The 17289-nt window shown below is 43.9% G+C and carries 10 protein-coding genes; 6 read left to right on the top strand and 4 right to left on the bottom strand.

What is annotated here, in order from left to right:
- Window positions 1–220: 220 nt before the first annotated feature.
- The 4 genes from F0145_RS26565 to F0145_RS10665 all read right to left on the bottom strand — a co-directional run bounded on the left by F0145_RS26565 (window position 221) and on the right by F0145_RS10665 (window position 8596).
- Entirely contained in the window at window positions 221–1957 is a 1737-nt protein-coding gene (locus F0145_RS26565; RefSeq protein ID WP_223815965.1) for a hypothetical protein, read from the bottom strand.
- A gap of 12 nt (window positions 1958–1969) precedes the next feature.
- Window positions 1970–3454, bottom strand: a complete 1485-nt coding sequence (locus F0145_RS10675; RefSeq protein ID WP_150088389.1) for an alpha-L-fucosidase — start codon at window positions 3452–3454, stop codon at window positions 1970–1972.
- Between the two features lie 417 nt (window positions 3455–3871).
- The gene (locus F0145_RS10670; protein ID WP_150088388.1) at window positions 3872–5533 is read right to left on the bottom strand and encodes a RagB/SusD family nutrient uptake outer membrane protein; all 1662 of its coding nucleotides are present in this window, start codon (window positions 5531–5533) and stop codon (window positions 3872–3874) included.
- 18 nt (window positions 5534–5551) lie between these two features.
- Window positions 5552–8596 (bottom strand): SusC/RagA family TonB-linked outer membrane protein, encoded by a 3045-nt coding sequence (locus tag F0145_RS10665; protein WP_150088387.1) that lies wholly within the window; start codon window positions 8594–8596, stop codon window positions 5552–5554.
- Window positions 8597–9608: 1012 nt separating this feature from the next.
- On the opposite strand from F0145_RS10665, the gene F0145_RS10660 reads away from it, so the two are divergent.
- From F0145_RS10660 to F0145_RS10635, 6 genes are all read left to right on the top strand, one after another.
- Window positions 9609–12089: an outer membrane beta-barrel family protein gene (locus F0145_RS10660; protein WP_150088386.1), complete on the top strand. Its 2481-nt coding sequence runs from the start codon at window positions 9609–9611 to the stop codon at window positions 12087–12089.
- Between the two features lie 573 nt (window positions 12090–12662).
- Window positions 12663–13550 carry a dienelactone hydrolase family protein gene (locus tag F0145_RS10655; protein WP_150088385.1) on the top strand — a complete coding sequence of 296 codons (888 nt, stop codon included), beginning with the start codon at window positions 12663–12665 and terminating at the stop codon, window positions 13548–13550.
- A 1037-nt stretch (window positions 13551–14587) separates the two neighbouring features.
- Window positions 14588–15466 carry an SRPBCC family protein gene (locus F0145_RS26940; RefSeq protein ID WP_150088384.1) on the top strand — a complete coding sequence of 293 codons (879 nt, stop codon included), beginning with the start codon at window positions 14588–14590 and terminating at the stop codon, window positions 15464–15466.
- Between the two features lie 39 nt (window positions 15467–15505).
- A complete protein-coding gene (locus F0145_RS10645) occupies window positions 15506–15943 on the top strand; it encodes a VOC family protein (RefSeq protein WP_150088383.1) in 438 nt (145 codons plus the stop codon).
- Window positions 15943–16242 (top strand): helix-hairpin-helix domain-containing protein, encoded by a 300-nt coding sequence (locus F0145_RS10640; RefSeq protein ID WP_150088382.1) that lies wholly within the window; start codon window positions 15943–15945, stop codon window positions 16240–16242. Before F0145_RS10645 ends, F0145_RS10640 begins: the two co-directional genes overlap by 1 nt.
- 20 nt (window positions 16243–16262) lie before the next feature.
- Window positions 16263–17093, top strand: a complete 831-nt coding sequence (locus F0145_RS10635) for a VOC family protein (protein WP_150088381.1) — start codon at window positions 16263–16265, stop codon at window positions 17091–17093.
- Window positions 17094–17289: the final 196 nt, after the last annotated feature.

Raw genomic sequence — 17289 nt, 5'->3', positions numbered from 1 at the left:
TTTATTTTTATTTAAATAGAGGGCTTTCTAACAAAATTTATTCACCTCGTTTACTTCAAAATCTTTTAAATACTTTGTAAGATTTATGATCCCACATCTGTCATTCAGGAGGAACCTATTTGGTTATATGCTAAATAGGTTCCTCCTGAATGACAGAGCGTGGATTGCTTAAACTTAAATTTTTTACTTTTTTAAACACCAAATATTTCTTATTCGGCTTCTACTTTTTAGCTTGATTCTGCGCGCCAGTTAAACCGTCCATTTTTTCCAGCTCCTGTTTTTTAATATCTAACACGGCTGGGTTAAGTTTAACCTGTACCATTCCCATCGGGTGATAACGACGTTTTAAATCTATGGCCGCGTAAACAATGGTATAAACGTTGTTGCCTTCGGGGACTAAACCCAGCGGCGTGCGCATAATATCCCACCATTTTTTAACCTTAGTTTCAATGGGCAAATAGCGGGCTTCGGACCAAGTATATCCATCATTAGATAAGGAGTAGCCCATCATGTTGGGCAAATGATGACCCCAGCCATCCGGTCCGCCATCGAAAACGGCAATGTACAAGCCGTTGGGCAATTTACTTACAATCGGGTTTTCGATAAACCAGGGGTGCATGGAGGTTACGGGGTTAACAGTAGTATCCAGGCGCGTCCAGGGGCCTTCCATTTTATTTGCTTTGGCTAAGCCAATGAACCAGCCTTTACCGGTTTTCTTGGGGTAATCGGCCCAGGATTTAAACGGATAAGCGCCGCTGTAAAAACCCAGCCACTCCTCACCTACTTTGTAAGGGAAAAAAGACGCAACTCCTTGCCGGCCTTCCCAGGGCTGGGAGTCGAGACCGGGCTCCATAATAATACCTTTGTCGGTGTAAGGTCCGCCTATGCCATCTATGCCTGGTTTTTCAGATTCGGCCCGCCAGATGCGGCCGAAAGAGTGGTTGGGCTCAATTTCTTTGTGAACTGTATAAGCTAAATAATAACCATACCAGCGGTTGGCCTCTTCGTTAAAAATAGGCATATACGACCAGATAGCACCCCGGCGATCGTTCATCGGGTTATCGTCTTCGGTGAGGGCGTAAGTGCCGCTGGCCTGGTAAATCGTAGATTGGCGCGTCCAATTAATAGCATCGGGGCTGGTCCAGTGGCCAATGCGGGTTTTTACCCGATCGAAGTAAGCCGGTACACCTTTTTCCCCGGCCCGCTCGGTCGGGAACATGTGGTAAGTACCTTTAATTTTTACCATAGCGCCGCCTTCAAAACCACCCTGAATGCCTTCGGTACCGGGCATTCCTTCTTCCACTACGGGTTTATCAGGTCCGCCTACAATATCGAACAAAGGCTTATTGTCGTAAAATCCGTCTACAATAAAAGGCTCCCAACCCCGCCCATCGGGTAAGCCGGCATTCCGGGAGGTTAATAGCTGACTAGCTTTTATCACGCCCAGCACCGTAAAAAGGCCAGTTCCGGCCGGGTTGATGGTTTGGGTACCGGCCGGGTAAGCTACGGCATAAACTTTTATCGGGGGCAACCCAGTTACCGTTAAGGCGCTGTCCAGCACGAGTTGATTATCGGAGCTGGCCTGCCGAAAAACTTTATCTTTATCCTGAAAGAACCCCAAAAGCACTTTTACCGGTTCCTTAAACTTTAATTTTAAAGGTTGACTTTCACCTTTTTCGTAAAAACCGGCTGGCATTTTAACCCCGGTTAAATTATTTAATTCCGGGGCTACCCGCACGATACAGTTTTTTTGGCCCGCAAAAAGGTGGCCCATATCGGCGGTTTTAAAAGTGGTATAGTTGGGCGTTTTAATCTGAAAAGTAGCCGCCATCCAAGTGGCCTTAACTTGCTGAACCTGGTTAGGCGACACAGCAGCTATGGCCTTTTCTACCGAAATAGACGTAAAAGCTACTACTGCTAACCCAACCAAAAACCTAAACCCAGAATATTTTTTCATAGTGTATTTTGACTAATGGAGCTCGATGCGGAATACCTGGGCACTCTCGGAAGGCACCCTGGTTTTTTGCGGAATGGTTAAAATTAAGCCTTGGGCCGAAAGGTTAAACGGGCATTCTTCCAGGCTTTTTAACCCCAATAATTTAACTGATTTTACCTGACCTTTTAAATTACTGTTGGTGAGTTGGGCTAAGGTAACGGGGGTATCTTTCGTAACTTTATCGCCGTTTATGGGGGCGGGCCAATCCAGGAAAATAGCGTATACGTTTTTGCCTTTGCGGGTATAATGTACCCGCTGCCCGCCCGCCGTAGTTTCGCCGGACACACTAAACGGTCGGGTTTCGTAAATCGATTCGCCGAAGGTCCAGAGCCAGCGGCCAATCTTGGTAACGACTTGCTGCTGATCTTCCGGGAAAGTACCGTCGGCTTTCGGCGACAGGTTTAACAACATCTGCCCGTTTTTACTGACTACTTCAATCAATTTTTGAATAATATCTTTATCCGTCCGGATCTCCATGCCTTCGGTATAACCCCAGGAAAAGGAAAAACCAGTACCGATGGAATAATCGCTCAGGAAAGGTTTAGCCATTATTTCCGCCGGGTTAGAATTTTCGTGGTCTTCCATGGCTACCCCTTCCGGAATATCATTGCCTTTGTAAGTTACGGTAACGGGTTGGTCCCGCTTTTGCGCTTCGTTAAAATAATGCGCCAGGTACGTCCGGAGTTTATCATTGTCTACCTGCTCCAGCCAGGCATCGTGGTAAATAATATCGGGGTGGTATTTGTTTACGACTTCCAGGCATTTATCTAACCACATTTGCTGCCATTCTTTGGCAGGCATAGGCGAGCCGTATAATTTGGCGTATTGCGGATCGGCGGCTTCCCAACCCGGTTTTACCTTCACGTTGGTGTAATTCAGTTCGTGGTGCAAAGAGGTAAAAAACTTCATACCCCGTTTCCGGATGGCCTTTTCCAGTTCCCCTACTACATCCCGCTTAGGTCCCATGTCTTTGGCATTAAAGGGAGTTACATCGCTGTCCCACATAGCAAAACCATCGTGGTGCTCGGCTACTGGTCCGGCAAAGCGGGCGCCACCTTTCACAAACAAATCGGCCCATTCGTCGGCATTAAAGTTTTCGCCTTTAAACTGCGGAATAAAATCGTGGTAGCCGAACTCGGAAAGCGGCCCGTAAAGCGCCACGTGGCGTTTATAAGTACCCAGTTTACCATAGTCGGCTTCGTTGTGCATGTGCTGGATGTAATGTTCGTTGTTGTAAGCCGGCACGGCATAAACCCCCCAATGCGCATAAATGCCAAACTTGGCATCCCGAATCCAATCCGGTACTTCCTGGTGCTTTTCCAGCGATTTCCAATCTGCTTTGTAAGTAATATTTTTTTGAGAAAATGCAGGTAGGGCAAAGACAAACACTAATAAAAATGTTTTTAGGAGCCTTATAGCATAAGCATCTGGAGAGAGCAACTTCTGATGATTTAACATTAATAATTAATTAAGTTCCGCGATATAGCCTTACTAATAATTTAAATACTAATTTAAAATTTAAATATAAATAAAACTTTTAGATATAAATAATTTACTGATGATTAAAAATTAAAAAGCTTACTCCCTTAGATTGTTTTAGCAAGGCATTTCTTTTGTCTTAACTAAATCATCTTAGGAAGTAAGCTTCTGATTATTAAGAAATAATCCGTTTAGTAATTTCGTTTCCGAACCATTATAGAGCCATTGGCGCCATGGGTGGTGTTAACACCGCCCATTGTATAGCTGCTGCCAGGCTTCTTGCTGGTGCCTCCGCAGCAAGGGCAATAGCTCATCCAATCTATAGCAAGCTTAAAAGCAGCTAATTAAATTTTAAAATAATTAGAAAAACAGTTTTAATATATCCGTTTAAGCCCCTTAGTTATACCCCGGATTTTGTTTAAACTCCTCTTTGTTGGTTACCGCATTGAGTTCGGTTAAAGGAATAGGTCTTAAAGTGTGATAATCCTGAATATTGGCAGCCGCATCGGGGTTATATTTCTTTACCCTTTCAACTAATTTTCCGGTACGTTTTAAATCGAACCAGCGCATTTGCTCGCCGGCAAATTCCCGGGCGCGTTCATCCAGCATAAAATCCAGGGTAATATCGCCGGGCTGTACCTGCATGGCATCTTGCCGGCCAGGCAAAGCAGCGCGGGTACGTAGCGTATTAATAAACTGGGTAGCCAAATCGGGTTTACCCAAGTTTAGTTGGGCTTCGGCGGCTATCAGGTACATCTCGGCTAACCGAATCAAAAATACATCGCGCGAACTTTGGTCTTCGTTAGCAGCCAAGCGGGTAGGATCGTCGTGTTTCTTCAACGAAATATAATGGAACCGGTCTTTGGGCTGGCCGTTGGTGTTATAGATATCGTTAATATCATAAATAGAATAAGGCGTTTTGCTCCGGCGTTCCGCGCTAATCACATTTTTGCTGATATAAATAGCCGTATCGCCTACCTTAAATTTGGGTTGGTCTACTAAACTCGGGTCAGGGGCATTGGCAGCCGTCCATTTGGGAATATTGGCCGCATTGTTCGATATCCAGGTTTGTTTAAAGGAACCCGCAAAACGAGCATCGTCTTTTTCGTTAAATAAATCTAACAGAAAACGGGTGGGCATGTAGCGCGTATCGGGCCGGCCATTCGGAATATCCTGCTTCATGCCCGGCATGGTTTTGTAATCGAAGCCATAAATGGTATTGGCTTTGTTAGAGCCACCATTGTAAGCCAGGTTGGTGGAGTGGTTAATGGCCCAGATTATTTCGGAGTTGCGCAAATTGCTCATGCTCCACAAATCGGCGTAATTGGGTACCAGCTTAAAGTTGTAGCTATTAATAACTTTGGTGGCGTAGTCTAAAGCTTCCTGGTTTTTACCGCGGGTTAAATAAATACGGGCCGAAAAAGCTTCGGCGGCAGGTTTGGTTACCCGGCCGTAATCGGTGGTGGTAGCCGGCAAATTATCTACGGCAAATTTTAAATCCAGGAATATTTGCTCGTATATGGTTTCTACCGGGGTCCGGTTGGCCGTGGTTTTAATACCTTTGGTCGGCTCCAGGGTGAAATGCGTAGGACCAAAAGTTTCTACTAAATGCCAGTAATACCAGGCTCTTAAAAACCGTAGTTCCCCTTCCAAAACCTGCTTACGGGCCGCCGGTAAATCAACGGTAGGCAGGTAATTGGTGAGCACGGTATTAGATAAATTAATGGCCGCATAACATTGCTGCCACATTTTCGATCTTATCCAGGTCTGGTCCGAAATCAGGTTTTGGTAGGTAGCCAGTTGGGGTTCCTGGGCACTGGCGGCTATGGTCCAGATGTCGGTACCTACTTCCATTAAACCGTGGCCTTCTATTTTCCCGTACAATTCGCGCTGGTAGGTATAAGCGGCATTTACGGCGGCTTCTAAACCGGCCGGCGTACTGTAAACACTCTCGGCCGTGATGCCGCTGGGGTTATATTCTTCTAGTTTGCTTTCGCAGGATGCGAATACCGCGGCGGCAAAAACCAGCGGCATTGCTTTTAACATATATCTTTTCATTTGAGGTAAGTCTTTAAATTAAAAAGTAATATTTATACCACCCACATACAGCCGGTTCAGAGGCTGGTCGGTTATGCCTTCGCTTTCCGGGTCAAAATCTTTAAAGTCGCTGATAGCGTACAGGTTTTTACCAGATACATAAATGCGGAGGTTATCTACTTTAAACCGGTTAGAAATCGCTTTGGGCAAAGTATAGCCCAAGGTTACGTTCCGGAGTTTCATGTAAGACGATTCGTACAAAGTGGTAGTGGTAATATAATTATAGGTATCGGTAGCGTGCGGGCCGGGGAAAGCGTTGGTCGGGTTTTCCGGCGTCCAGTAATCTACGCGGGGGTTATTGTCCTGTCCGTTGCGGCGGTATTTGCCGTAATAATCAGAAGAAGCCCACTGGCCTACCCGCGCGTATAAAAATACATTCAGGTCAAAACCTTTGTAACGGAAGTTGTTGTTTAAACCGCCGGTCCATTTGGGTACGGTGGTACCAATAATGGTTTTATCAGCGGCCGTAATTTTACCGTCCGGAATACCGTCTGGTCCCGACAAATCAGCTACTTTTATTTCGCCGGGCTTCGCCCCGAAAGACTTTGCTTCAGCTTCTTCGTTAAGCTGCCAAATACCTAGCTTTTTGTAATCGTAATAAATCTGGGCCGGCTGGCCTGTAATCAAAGACCGGCGATAGTCGTTATCAATTACGTTGCCATTGGGTAAGTCTACAATTTCTTCTTTGTTTTTCGTGAAAGTATAATTAGTAGACCAGGTAAAATCTGGCGTAGTAATATTGTTCGTGGTCAGGCCTAATTCAACGCCCCGGTTGCGGGTTTTGCCAATATTCCGCGATACGGTAGCTACCCCGGTAGAAAGCGGCAGCGACAACGGGAATATTAAATCGCGGGTGTAAGCATCGTAGTAGTCCAGGGTACCGGTAATGCGGTTTTTCAGAATGCCAAAATCCAAGCCAACATCTACGGTAGCGGTCGTTTCCCAATCCAAGTTGGGGTTACCAATGGTGGGGTTTAAACCATAAGCAATGGCCGGGGTGGCATCGTTGTAAGAAAACTGGATCTGGGAAAGGGAGTTTTGGGTTACATACGGATTTATTACATCGTTACCCGAAATGCCGTAGCTGGCCCGTAACTTTAATTCGCTTAACGCCTGTTGGCCCTGCATAAAATCTTCATCGATGATGCGCCAGCCCAAAGCCGCCGAAGGGAAAAAGGCCCATTTATTGCCCTCGCCCAGTTTAGAAGAACCATCGCTGCGGCCGGTAAGGGTAAGCAGGTACTTGCCTTTTAAGCTGTAGTTTAAGCGGCCGGTAAACGAAACCAGATTAGATTGAGAATAGGCACTACCCATGTACATATTCTGCGCGGCACCGGTTAAGCTATAATAATATTGGCTTTCGAGGAGCTGGTTATTACCGCCGGAATAATCTGAGAAATTAACGCTAGATAAATAACTGGTAACGCCGGTAAGCGTAAACGCATGGTCTTTAATTTCTTTGTTATAGGTAAGAATATTTTCCCAGCTAATAAATTTGTTCTTGGCGTTGGTAATTTCAGAACGGGAAGTTGCCCCTTTACCATCAATGGTAAACTTAGAGTTAAAATGGCCCTGGTCAGTGTCGGTGAGGGTGGCGGCAAAAGTTGTTCTAATATTTAAGCCTTTGGCTGGCTTAATTTCCAGGTAAGTAGCCAAGGTACCCGTCATTATTTCCCGGTTTTCTTTCCAGGCGCCGGGTTGTTCATCGGCCAATGGGTTTACCTGACTGCCAAAACCCGGTAAAAATATTAATTTACCTTCTGCATCGTACGGCGAACCTAAAGGTGCCACCTTGGAGGCTACGTTAAACGGGTCGCGCCGGCGGTCGTTGTCGCTGTAAGAAACCTGCGTTTGCATCCCCACATTCAGCCATTTGTTAATGGTTTGGTCAATATTTAACCGGCCGGTATAGCGCTTAAATTCATCATTTTTCAGAATGCCCTTTTCGTTGAAATAATTGCCCGAAAAATATACTTTGGTTTTTTCCGAGCCACCCGAAATACCCAATTGATAATCCTGCTGAAAACCATTATTAATTAACAGCTCGGGCCAGCTCACATATTGTTGTTTTTCAATCGCTTCGAGCAATGGCGCATTAAATATTTTAGGATCGTCGGCGGGGCTGCTCCAATTACCCGCCGCCCGGTAAGCCTCGCGCCGGAAAGCAACGTATTCGGGGCCGGTCATGTATTTGCCGTAACCGGCCACTTCCGACATACCGGCGTAAGAGTTAAAGCTAAACCGGGGTTTATCGCTGGTGCCTCTTTTGGTGGTAATAATAATTACGCCGTTAGCCCCTCGGGAACCATAAATAGCCGTAGAAGAAGCATCTTTCAAGACTTCAATCGACTCAATATCGTTGGGGTTAATAACCGAAGGATTTACCCCTTGCACGCCATCTACGATATATAAAGGATTATTAGAAGACCCCGGATTGGCAATGGAGCGGTTACCGCGAATACGAATGCTGGGACCCGCACCGGCGTAACCGTTGCTGCGGGTAATATCGGCACCCGGTACTTTCCCCTGCAAGGCTTCGGTAACGGTAGTTACGGGCACTTTGGTTACTTCTTCGCCTTTCACCGAAACCACCGAGCCGGTCAGGTCGCGTTTTTTTACTTCGCCGTAGCCTACCACTACTACTTCTTCCAAAGCTTTAGCATCGGTGGCCAACGTTACGTTCAGGTTGGTGGCATTGCCAACGGATACTTCTTTGGTAATAAAGCCAATAAAAGAAAATACTAAAGTTTGAGCGCCTTCAGGCGTACTAATATTGTACACACCTTCGGCGTTGGTGGCGGTACCAATGGTGGTTCCTTTTACCAACACCGTTACGCCCGGCAAAGCCTCCCCTTTTTCGTCGGTTACCTTACCTGTAATATCTCTAACTGCCAGCGTCTGATTTACCAGTGCTTGTCCGCTGGCGGCACTAACCTGTACCGTCGTCAGCAGCATAATAAAAAATAGGAATACCAGGGGCATTACAGGGTGATTAATTTTTGGTGGTGGAAAAAACTTTTTCATGGGTTTAACTTAGTTTGGTTTAGCAGTTGTTTTAGTTTATGTTAATAGTTATTCAGGTGTACAGCCTTTACCGGGAAGGCCAATCTGGGTGTTCTTGATTTGTAAGTTGGCTTGGAATGCCATTTTCGAGGTTTTATTACCGTAAGCAGATACATATAATGGCTGCCCGTACCGCAGGTAAATTTCACGGATAGCTGCTTCATCCCATTTCTTGAGCAACTGCAACAATAACCGTCCTTCAGTGCGCTACATTCCACCGGCTACTTTAAAAAAATCAATTTTCAATAATATAGATGTTACCTACTTGCTTGTGCCAAAACCTACTTCAAAAGCGTAGGATCAGCTAAAAATATTATTCAAATATAAAATTATGTTTTATAAATAAAAACATCAGTTATAAAAAATGTAATTTCTATTACATTTATGAACCATAGATTAATAAGAGCTTATATTTAACCTACTTTAATTGAAATTTTTCAACTCTTTTCTAAATTCCTGAATTACCAAAGATGGGATTTGAGATTGCGTACTCCTACGCATTATAAAGCGGGAAATATGGAGTTGTTCCTTTAACTATTGCAAGTACAATAGCACCCGCCAAACGCTTAGATTTCTGACGTACTTACCTTTTCCTAATTAAATACCAACCTGCGCAAGAAATAGAGAATCAGGCGAAAAAAAAATATTGCCTAAGCTTATGGAAAAAACAGTTTTTGTTACTCTTGCTAAATAGAAGAATTGTGTAAATACAGCAGACTAGATTTAATAAATATTTAATATGCTTAAAATAAGCTTTACTGACAATATTTAGTTTAATTTGTGGTTTACTTACCAATAGAATACCCCATTTTTTCTTTAAATAATTCATTTTGTAATTAATTAGGTTTAGGCCATAATTTGAACCTGCTCCTATTCAGGAAATTAGTTTACGCTTCGAGTAGCTTACCTTATTTATTACCTATATCTGTTTAAATATTTATTGCACCTTTTAAAAACTGCAAATGCCGGTTCTATGAAAAAATTATTGCTACTCCTTATTATTTGTTTTATTTCTTTAGTTGATGTTGCGGCCCAGGCACCCGCCGGAAATGCGGTTATAAAAGGTGTTGTAATTGATTCTACCAAAACTACTGCGTTGGGTTATGTTACCATTGGCGTGCGCCCGGCCGGGAAAACAGAAGCCCTGAAAAGTACTTATACCCAAGACAATGGTTCTTTTGAATTTACCGGATTACCGGTGCAAGCCTACGAAATAGTACTTAATTATGTGGGTTATAAAAGCCGTATTGTTGCGGTAAAAACTTTTCCGGAAAATAACCCCGTGGTAAACCTGGGCCGGATTACTTTAAGCGCCACCACTAGTCGCCTGAAGGAAGTAGAAGTAACTGCCCAAAAGTTGTTAATAAAGCAGGATATTGATAAAATTACCTACGATGTAGAAGCCGACCCTGAAAGTAAAACCATGACGGCTTTGGACATGCTGCGCAAAGTGCCACTTATTACCGTAGATGCCGAAGACAATATTCAGTTAAAAGGCAGCGGCAGTTACCGGGTATTGGTAAACGGCAAAACTTCGTCGTTGTTTGTGCGCGATCCCAAAGAAGTTTTAAAAAGTATGCCGGCCCATACTATTAAAAATATTGAAGTAATTACCAACCCACCGGCTAAATACGAAGCTGAAGGCGTAGGCGGTATTATAAATATTATTACAGTAAAGAAAAGCCCAAGCGGCTACAATGGTTCCATAAATGCCGGAGCCCGCAGCCCGGTAGGCTATAACGTGGGCGGCTACTTAACCGCTAAAACCGGCAAATTTGGCTTTTCCGGTTATTACGGCCATAACTACAACGAATCGCCTGCCACCGAAAACAACTTGTTTCGCGATGATTATGTGCGCAAAATACGCTTAAACCAAAGAGGTGTAAACGACAACCACGGCACTTTTAATTATTTAGACGGCAACCTTAGTTTCGAACTGGACTCGCTTAATTTAATTACGGGTAATTTTAGTTTTAACGTGAGCAACAATGGCAGCAACTTATCGCAACAGGTTTTAAACACCACTTACGCCGGCACACCAGAACTATCGTATTCGCGGTTTAGCAAAGGCGCTTTCGAATGGCATGGCTACGATTTAGGTTTGGATTACCAGAAAAGCTTCCGGAAAAATAAAGAGCAACTGTTTACTTTATCCTATAAATTTAACAACGGCGGCAACGACAGCGATACCGATTTCCGGCTGGAATACACCGATCGGCCCCTGGTTTACAGCACCACGCAAAACAACGGCACCTCGGCCGAACACACCGTTCAAGCCGATTACGTGCAGCCCATTGGTAAAAACAACCTCGAAATTGGCTTAAAAACCATTACCCGCCTCAACAGCAGCGATTATTTTTACGCCAACTTAAACCCCGATAACGGCGAATATGTATTGGACCCAAGCCAAAGCAATAATTTTGATTACCACCAGGATATTTTTGCCGGCTATACCTCTTATGGCTTTAAAAAAGGCGATTGGGGCTTTAAATTTGGTGCCCGGCTCGAAGAAACCCGCATTAACGCCAACTTTGCTTCTTCGGGCACCATTGCCGAACAGGATTATTTTAATTTAATTCCTTCTATAGCCGTTTCCCGGAAATTAAAAGGCATGAAAAATATGCGGTTAGGTTATACCCAGCGCATCGAACGGCCCGGCCTGTGGTACCTGAACCCGTACGTAAACCGCATAGACCCCCGCAATATTTACTTTGGTAATCCTGATTTACGGGCGGCTACCAACCACTCTTTCGATTATTCCTATAGTACCTTCGTGAAAAAAACATCGGTAAATACCAGCTTGTTCTATAATTTCACCAACAACTCTATTCAGCAATTTACCACCCTGGGTACCGATTCGGTGGCCCGCACCACTTACGGCAATATTGGTAAAAACCAGCGGCTGGGCTTCTCGCTTAATACCAACATGAACCTTACCAAAAACCTGAACGTGAACCTGAATGCCAGCGCTAATTTTGTGCAGTTAAACGGGGTAATTACCGTAACCGATACCGCATCCAATACCAGCACGCTTACGCCGGTGAGTAACAATGGTATTACGGCCAATGTGTTTGGTTATTTAAGTTATAAGTTTGGCAAAAAATGGCGGGCCAGCGGTAATATTGGTTATAATTCGCCGCAAATATTGCTGCAAGGCACTTCGGCGGGTTTCGCATATAATAGTTTTTCGGTTACCCGCATGTTTTTCGATAAAGATAAAGGCAGTATTAATTTATCTATCAGCAGCCCTTTTCAGCGCAACCGACGCTTTTTTAACGAACTCCAGGACACCCGCTTTTACCAGAATTCCGAATCGTTTTACGTGATGCGCCGGCTGAGTTTATCGTTTAATTACCGGTTTGGTAAATTACAAAGCGATATTGCCCGCAAAAAACGCGGCATTAAAAACGACGATGTTTCCGGCGGCGGCCAGAGCGGCGGCGCTACCAATTAATATTTCCGGTTACTTAAAAGCAGCATAAAAACATGCTTTTTACTTCCTGTTTTTTAAACTAAGCTGAGAATATTACTCAGCATGCATACTTGTTATTGTAAAATTTACAATAAATTAACTTTCTGAATTTAACTTATTACAAAATTTGTTTAGATTACAGTTGTTTGTTTGTTAGACGGAAAGGCGCTCTCTGCTGGGGAGTGCTTTTTATTTTATAATACCAATAGTATAAAATACCTTCCATAGTTGATAATATAAATTCTTTCCTCCATCCCCGTCATTCCGGAGGAATCTTCTGCATAGAAGATGTTACAGGTAAATTCCAGACTAGGTTTATTACCTGTTATCCAACTTATGCAGAAGATTCTTTTGGAATTCTTCGAATTCTACAGAATGACCGAGATGGGTGGGTATTCTTTAGAAAATATTAATAAAGAAGCGAAGGCGTATTTTCACTTTAATAATGGTATAATATAAGGCAGATGGGCTTTTTAATATTTATGTTGGTGTAAAAGAAATAAAGATTTGCAAGGGAAAAATCTCTATATTAAGCATAAATATATACGCACTAACATGAACGAAATCAAGAAAGAAGATCTCAAACAAGAAGTATTTGACCTTTACGATGATTACGCCCATAACCGGGTAGACCGGCGGGAATTTATTCACAAGTTATCTGCTTATGCCGTTGGTGGCCTTACCGTTGCCTCCCTCATGAGTTTCCTGATGCCGGATTATAAAGGTGCTATCCAAATTAAAGCCGACGATCCGCGTCTAAAATCAGAATATACGAATTACGCATCGCCGAAAGGTGGCAATACCATTAAAGGCTTGTTATCTAAACCGGCAGATGCTAAAAAGAAACTCGGCGGCATTATAGTGGTGCACGAAAACCGGGGTTTAAATCCGCATATTGAAGATGTAGCCCGGCGGGCCGCCCTGGCCGGATTTGTTTCGCTTGCGCCGGATGCCTTAACGCCTTTAGGGGGTTATCCGGGTACCGATGATGCCGGTCGGGAAATGCAAAGCAAACGGGACCGCAACGAAATGCTGGAAGATTTTATAGCGGCCTACGATTATCTGAAAACGCATAAAGACTGCAACGGCAAAGTGGGCGTAGTGGGCTTTTGCTTTGGCGGCTGGATTGCCAACATGATGGCCGTACGCATTCCTAATTTAGCAGCGGCTGTACCTTTTTACGGCGGCCAACCACCCCTAGAAGATGTTCCTAAAATTAAAGCGCCGATCCAGTTGCACTACGCCGCCCTGGATACCCGGGTAAACGAGGGTTGGCCGGCTTATGAAACCGCGCTGAAAGAAAATAAAAAAGAATACCAGGCTTTTATGTATGCCAATGCCAACCACGGTTTCCATAACGATACTACCCCGCGTTATGATAAAACAGCCGCCGAACTGGCCTGGAAACGAACTATTGATTTCTTTCAGAAAGAATTAAAGTAAACCATTGTGCGTATTAAGGGTTAGCAATATTTAGCTGAGCCGCGGGCCTGAATTGGTGATTAGGTAAAACCCTGTTCCAAATCACTAATTCAGGTTCGGTTTATTCTGCCTCCTGAAATACAATTCAGTCGTATAATACCAAATCCAATAATCATTATTCCACAGGAAGGCTGTTCAGGCAATATTTTAAATGAAGGTTCTTTGGTATTCTGGGGTACTTTATCGGCCTTTTTAGCTTTCTCCGGTACGGCTTTTCTTCTGATTAACCCTTCCGCCCTCCGGGCACCTTCCCTAAATTAGGGAAGGAGTTCGGCCGAACCATATTGTTGCGGATTTGCTTTGTTGAGCGGGCTTGTTTATTAATTATTAACAATAATTATTCAGGCTTAGAAAGGCAGTAGCTACGAAGCAGACTACAGCAGTTTGGACAGAGAGGGCCTTCTAAGGTTGTGGTGCTTTAGCATTCCGAGGTACGAGGAAAACAAGCTTAGACAGCCCGAATGACCAAACGGGGCCCCGCGGCCGGGAGCAAACTTAGACTTTCAAATACAGTTAGCACCTCAGCCTTGAAAGATGCAATCTTTCAAAAGATTAATTAGCGTGTGCTTTCCAACATAAATATTACCCGCTTTGCTTCGTCCTGACAATGAGCCTTTGGCTTATAACTTTTATTAACCCAAGAGTATACCTAAAATAATAGTGGTTATAAGATTACTTAAAGGCTTTCCATCCTAATTTTATTTTTATAGATTGTCTTATTAACTCTTGTTCCCCAAAAGCCTTAAATATGGGAGTGCAGGCAATTCAAATTTGGATTACCAGCATGACCGGAATAAGTTGCTTAGGCTAATAAACCCTTTACAAGAGAATTCTGCGGAATAGCAGTTACTGATCTTAAAACAGAAATTTTACAACAAATTAATTATGTCGTAATAAGCCCTTTTTTTGTCATTATTGCCCCTCTTCTGCCCAAAACAATTCCTCTATATTTGTAATAACAAGCTCGCAATCAGGATTTAACTTTTTAACTATTTACCATGGAAACAACCAATTTAACCACCATTAAAGTAGAAACTACCGTAAATGCGCCGGTAGAAAAAGTTTGGCGTTGCTGGACCGAACCCCAGCATGTTGCAAAATGGAACCAGGCTTCCGACGATTGGCATACCACCCGGGCCGAAAACGATTTAAGGGTAGGCGGCCAGTTTCTTTCGCGCATGGAGGCAATAGACGGTAGCTTTGGGTTCGATTTTACCGGTACTTATACTGCGGTGCAAGAGCACCAATTAATTGAATACACCATGGAAGACGGCAGAAAAGTGCAGGTAATATTTAATGACCAAGGGCCGGACACAACAGTAACCGAAACATTTGACGCCGAACAAACCCATTCCCTGGAAATGCAGCAAACCGGCTGGCAAGCTATTTTAGATAATTTTAAAAATTATACAGAAACCTCCGGTAAGTTAGAATCCTTGCATTTTCAAATCAGCATTCAGGCCAGTGCCGAGAAAGTATACCGCACCATGTTGGATGCCAATCATTATACTACCTGGACGGCCGTATTTAGCCCAAGTTCGCGCTACACAGGTTCCTGGGAGAAAGGCGCGAAAATCCAGTTCTTAGGCGAAGATCAAGACGGCAACCTGGGAGGAATGGTGAGCCGGATAAAAGAAAATATTCCCAACCAGTTCGTTAGCATCGAACACTTGGGTATGATGCAGAACAATCAAGAAATTACTACGGGTCCGGAAGTAGATGCCTGGGCGGGCGCTTTAGAGAACTACACTTTTCAGGAAGAAAACGGGACTACCTTGGTTAAGGTAGATGTGGATACTAACCTGGAACATAAACCTTACTTCGACGAAACCTGGCCCCAAGCTTTGCAAAAATTAAAAGAAATTTGTGAAGCCTAGTTTTCAATATTTGTCTTATCCCATCTATCTAATATTCTTATGGCACAAGTAAGCACGTATTTAAATTTCACGAACCAGACCGAAGAAGCTTTTAATTTTTATAAATCTGTTTTTGGCACCGAGTTTATCGGGGGTATTTACCGTTTCGGCGATATTCCGCCCTCCGACGACATGCCGCCTTTACCCGAAGCCGATAAAAACCTGGTAATGAACGTAGCTTTGCCCATTCTGGGCGGCCACGTTATTATGGGAACAGATGCGCCTGAATCGATGGGTTTTAAGTTAACCAAGGGCAACAATGTTTATATTATGCTGCAACCCGATACCCGCGCAGAAACCGATAACTTGTTTAAAGCGCTTTCGGAAGGCGGCCAGGTAGAACAAGAACTGCAGGATATGTTCTGGGGCGATTATTACGGCAGTTGCCAGGATAAATTTGGTGTACAATGGATGTTTAACTGCGACCAGAAGAAATAATGGTTGCCAGTACAACCACGGCCAGGACTTGCACAAACGGGCATTCGTATGTTAAAACCAGCGACTGCCCGGTTTGCCCTTCCTGTGAAAAAGAACAGAAGCCCGCCACGGGTTTGCTAGCCGAACTGGCTGCCCCTGCCAGGCGGGCTCTAGCCAATAAAGGCATCAGCACCGTAGAACAATTATCAACTTTCAGCCAAAAAGAAATTCTGCAACTCCACGGCATAGGTAAAAGCACCTTGCCCAAACTACAACAAGCCTTAGCTGCCCGGCAATTAACTTTCAAAATCAGTAACTAAACACCAGTAACTAAATAATTATGTCCAACGAAATATATCCTTGCCTTTGGTTTAACGGAAACGCCCAGGAGGCCGCCGAATTATATTGTTCTGTTTTTAAGGATTCAATTATAACTGTTAATACCCCAATGGTCGTGAACTTTACGTTAGCCGGCCAGAAATTTATGGGCCTGAACGGCGGACCGACCCATGTACCTAACCCCTCGATTTCGTTTTATGTAGTTTGCGATAATAAACAGGAACTGGAAAATGCCTGGGAAAAATTGCAGTCCGGCGGCATGGTAATGATGCCCTTAGATAATTACCCCTGGAGTGAGCAATACGGTTTTTTACAAGATAAATTTGGCGTAAGTTGGCAATTATCGCTGGGTAAATTAGAAGATGTAGGCCAGAAATTTACGCCCTGCCTTATGTTTACCCGCCACCAGGCCGGCAAGGCCGAGCAGGCAATTCAATTTTACACATCGGTATTCCATAACTCATCGGTAGTAGGCATTTTAAAGTACGACGAAAACGAAGGTGATGTAACGGGCACGGTAAAGCATGCGCAATTTAAATTAGGAAATCAGGTATTTATGGCCATGGATAGCTCTTTAGCGCACGCCTTTAGCTTTAGCGAGGGCATATCGCTGGTAATTAATTGCAACACCCAGGCAGAAATAGATTATTACTGGAGCAAACTCTCTGAAGGCGGCCAGGAAGACCGTTGCGGCTGGCTGAAAGACCAATTTGGCGTATCGTGGCAAATTGTACCGGCCGTGCTGGGCCAATTAATGACTAACCCGGAAAAAGCGCCCCGCGTAATGCAGGCTTTTATGCAAATGAAAAAATTTGATATTGCGCAATTATAAAACGCTTGATTAACCCCAAATATTGGCTTGTTTTAGGAGTAAGCAGCGTAAGCGCCGGTTTACCTTTCTTACTTCTAAAACAAGCTACTAGCATTTTTAACCCCGCAAATAATACCCAATCGTATAAATCTCCTCCCAAAAATATTCCTTCTTTTTTTGAGCGTGCAAAAACCTATGGTATAAAAGGCCTTACCAG

It is taken from the genome of Adhaeribacter rhizoryzae, assembly GCF_008629685.1.
GTDB classification, from domain to species: domain Bacteria; phylum Bacteroidota; class Bacteroidia; order Cytophagales; family Hymenobacteraceae; genus Adhaeribacter; species Adhaeribacter rhizoryzae.
The sequence above is the reverse complement of the archived record's forward strand: the minus strand, read 5'-3'. Positions and strand labels throughout refer to the sequence as shown.